The sequence below is a fragment of the Occallatibacter sp. genome (assembly GCF_049802275.1).
In the GTDB taxonomy this organism is placed as follows: Bacteria; Acidobacteriota; Terriglobia; order Terriglobales; family Acidobacteriaceae; genus Telmatobacter.
Map to the genome: position 1 here is coordinate 1 of NZ_JBARMD010000514.1, position 3,082 is coordinate 3,082.

Sequence of the window (3,082 nt, forward strand, 5' to 3'; positions counted from 1 at the left end):
TCACCGCGCCCGCTAAGTACGCCTGCGGCTTCCTTCTCGTGTCCAAATCGAAACCGCCTCGCGGAGCAAATCGAGCCTCACAATTAGACCTCCTCCGCGCGACGCGCTTCCGATCTTGGATAGCTACAATCCGGCATCTTCCGAAGTACTGCTCTCACTCAAAGATTTGCTGCGAGCCTAATTTGTGGTGTCCACCACAGGAATGTTCCCAGCCAACTGGAGGTTGATCAGGAGGTCGAGGCGGCGATCGACCTGGTACCACAACGCGGTCTTCTTTGCCGAGATGGCCTTTTCGAAAAGCGGCACGTACTTCGAGCGGGCGTCCGTGAACTGCTGGTCGATTGCTGCCGCCCTTTGAATGAAGAGATTCGCCTGGTCATTGGTCATCGTGTCATAGTTCGCCGCATAATCCTTAATCAGCGCCACGCGAGCATCGCCGATCTTGGCAACCTCCGCCGCATATTGGTCATAAATCGGCCAGAACTTCGTGGCTTCGTCCGCCGTCAGGTTCATGTTCTCAGCGGTTATCGCTTTTCTCGCTGATTGAACGTCTTCTCGCAGCATCTTGATGTCCTGGTCAAGGCCTGCAGTTGACGAGGCGCTAGCGCCGGGCGCAGTTTGCGCAGCTTGGGCAAACATCGGTTTGCTGAAAAGCGCCATGGTTCCCAGCAAAGCTAGAGTTACCAGGGTTTTTTGCTTCGACATTTCGGTTCTCCTATCGGGTGTTGATGGTCGTCGGTGCGTAGGCGGCGGCGACGGGCGCCGCGGCGGAGGTCATTGATCACGCGTGGAATTCATGTCCACAATCGGTTATGCATAAGAATGGGAAACCACATGACAAGCAATACCGTTTCGCCCCCATTGCCGGGAACTGTAAGTATTGACAGGGGCCCACTAAAAAGGCCGACTTTTGGCGTTGTGTTGTGCGGCGGAAACGGACGCTGCCGAGCGAAAAACCAGATTGCAAGCTAGCGGAGTATCCGTTGACTAGCTATGCGTCGAACAGCGAGCGCGACCCATTCTCAGCCGATGAAGAACGCGCTCTCCGGCGAAGGGGCTGCATCTGCACCTGCGTCGTTGGTGCAGCTACCGGCGACGCCAGCATCCCTGCAATCTCGCGTAATTCGACACGTGCGCGGCCAATCAGGTCCGCAACTTTCTCGCTTTTCTTCGCGACCTTGGCGGAAGGCGCCTGCGAAGAAGCAACAACTGCGGCCTGTGGCTCCCCGCGTTTAGCTTGTCCCAGGGCCTGGCGTGCACCCGAAAGCGTGTAGCCTTCGCCGTATACCAGCCGCTTGATCTCGACTGCGATCTCTACATCGCGCTTGCGATACAGGCGCTGACCGGTGCCGCTCTTGTTGGGTTTCAGTTGTGGAAACTGCGACTCCCAAAACCGCAGCACGTACGGCTCGACTTTGAGAATGCGCGCTACGTCCCCGATTTTGAAATAAAGACGGTCGGGGATAGTCGGGTTTTCAACGGCGCGCTTCGGGGACGGATGCGATGCCATAGCAAATACAGAAGGCCCGCAGTTTGTGCGGGATCACTGCTTAGACGCAGTATAGGCCACATGTTGCACCTGAAGTGAAGCAAAATAGGCAGCTTCAATGTTTTCTGACCATGATTCTTGTTGAAAATCGGGCCAAAATCGCAACATTCAGCTTGATGAAGGCCTCGAAAGCGACATCCGTGCAGGCGAACCGTGTGGCGCGGCGCGCAAATACTGCACCGGCCAGCTCGCCGTTTCACCCAATGTCGCGGCGGCGTGCAGAGGCCAATAAGGATCGCGCAGCATCTCTCGCGCCAGCAGCACCATGTCCGCTTCGCCGTTAGCGACGATGTCGTTGGCCTGCTTCGCTTCCGTGATCATGCCCACAGCAGCCGTTGGAATTCCGGCCTCTTTGCGAATCCGTGCAGCGAAGGGAACCTGGAATCCCGGACCCACCGGAATCTTAGCGTTCGGAACCTGCCCTCCCGACGAAACGTCCACCAGGTCAACTCCATGTTCGCGCAGCCGCCGCGCCAGTTCCACAGACTCCTCCGGCGTCCATCCACCCTCAGCCCAGTCCGTCGCCGAAATCCGCACAAGCAGCGGCAAGTGATCGGGCCACGCTGCGCGCACCTCATCCGTCACCTCCAGCAGCAGCCGGATGCGATTGTCGAAGCTGCCGCCGTACTGGTCGATGCGCTGGTTAGCCAGTGGCGACAGGAATTCGTGCAGCAGGTATCCGTGCGCCGCGTGGATCTCCACAAAGTCGAACGCTGCCTGATCCGCGCGCCGTGCCGCATCGGCAAACGCGCTGATTACACCGGCGATCTCCGCTTCATCCAGTGCCTTCGGCACCGCATAGTTTGCCGAAAACGCAATCGGACTTGGTGCCAGCGGCTCCCAGCGACCCTCTTCCGGCGTCAGCAGCCGTTCTCCGCCAAAGGGCGCAGTCATGCTGCCTTTACGCCCCGCATGCGCCAGTTGAACTCCAGCCCGCGCCCCCTGCGAGTGAACGAATCGGGCGATCTGCTCGAGCTTCGCAATATGCTCGTCCTTCCAGATACCGAGGTCGTTGATCGATATCCGGCCTTCCGGCGTCACCGCCGCAGCCTCCGTCATCACCAGCCCCGCACCACCCTGCGCGCGGCAGCCCAGGTGCACCAGTTGCCAGTCATTCGCGAACCCGTCAACCGACGAGTACTCGCACATCGGCGAAACGCCAATACGATTAGGAAACACAACAGAACGCAGCTTGAGAGGTGAAAAAAGAGGATGGCTCATAAAGTATTTAGTATTCCGTTCTACTAAGAGATGAGTTTGCGGCTAACTTCGACGCTCAAAATCATTTGGCCGGGTGCCCCAAGTCTCGCTTTTGAACCTGGGTTTGACTCACCTTCGATTCCCTCCCACCCACGCTGTCATCCCGACCGCAGCGCAGCGAAGTGGAGGGATCTGCCCTGAAAATTCAGCGATCAACTGCGACCCCGGAAACCAAGTTCCCGTAGGGAACGCATGAAAATAGCCCAGGGTGGAGCGCAGCGGAACCCTGGGATAGCAGACAAGAAGATTTCAGTCCCGGAGGGACGTCCGAAC

The 3,082-nt window shown here is 58.2% G+C and carries 3 protein-coding genes; all 3 read right to left on the bottom strand.

The genetic code is table 11. From position 1 onward, the window contains the following. Positions 1-177: 177 nt before the first annotated feature. On the bottom strand, positions 178-705 hold the full coding sequence (locus WA354_RS17820; protein ID WP_472814368.1) for a hypothetical protein: 528 nt from the start codon (positions 703-705) through the stop codon (positions 178-180). A gap of 286 nt (positions 706-991) precedes the next feature. Next, entirely contained in the window at positions 992-1,510 is a 519-nt protein-coding gene (locus tag WA354_RS17825; RefSeq protein WP_472814369.1) for a MerR family transcriptional regulator, read from the bottom strand. A gap of 147 nt (positions 1,511-1,657) precedes the next feature. Further along, complete coding sequence (locus tag WA354_RS17830) at positions 1,658-2,770, bottom strand: NADH:flavin oxidoreductase/NADH oxidase (protein ID WP_472814370.1); 1,113 nt, start codon at positions 2,768-2,770, stop codon at positions 1,658-1,660. Positions 2,771-3,082: the final 312 nt, after the last annotated feature.

Coding starts and splice junctions, on each gene's coding strand:
- WA354_RS17820 (WP_472814368.1), bottom strand. CDS start 705: ATGTCGAAGCAAAAAACCCTGGTAACTCTAGCTTTGCTGGGAACCATG.
- WA354_RS17825 (WP_472814369.1), bottom strand. CDS start 1,510: ATGGCATCGCATCCGTCCCCGAAGCGCGCCGTTGAAAACCCGACTATC.
- WA354_RS17830 (WP_472814370.1), bottom strand. CDS start 2,770: ATGAGCCATCCTCTTTTTTCACCTCTCAAGCTGCGTTCTGTTGTGTTT.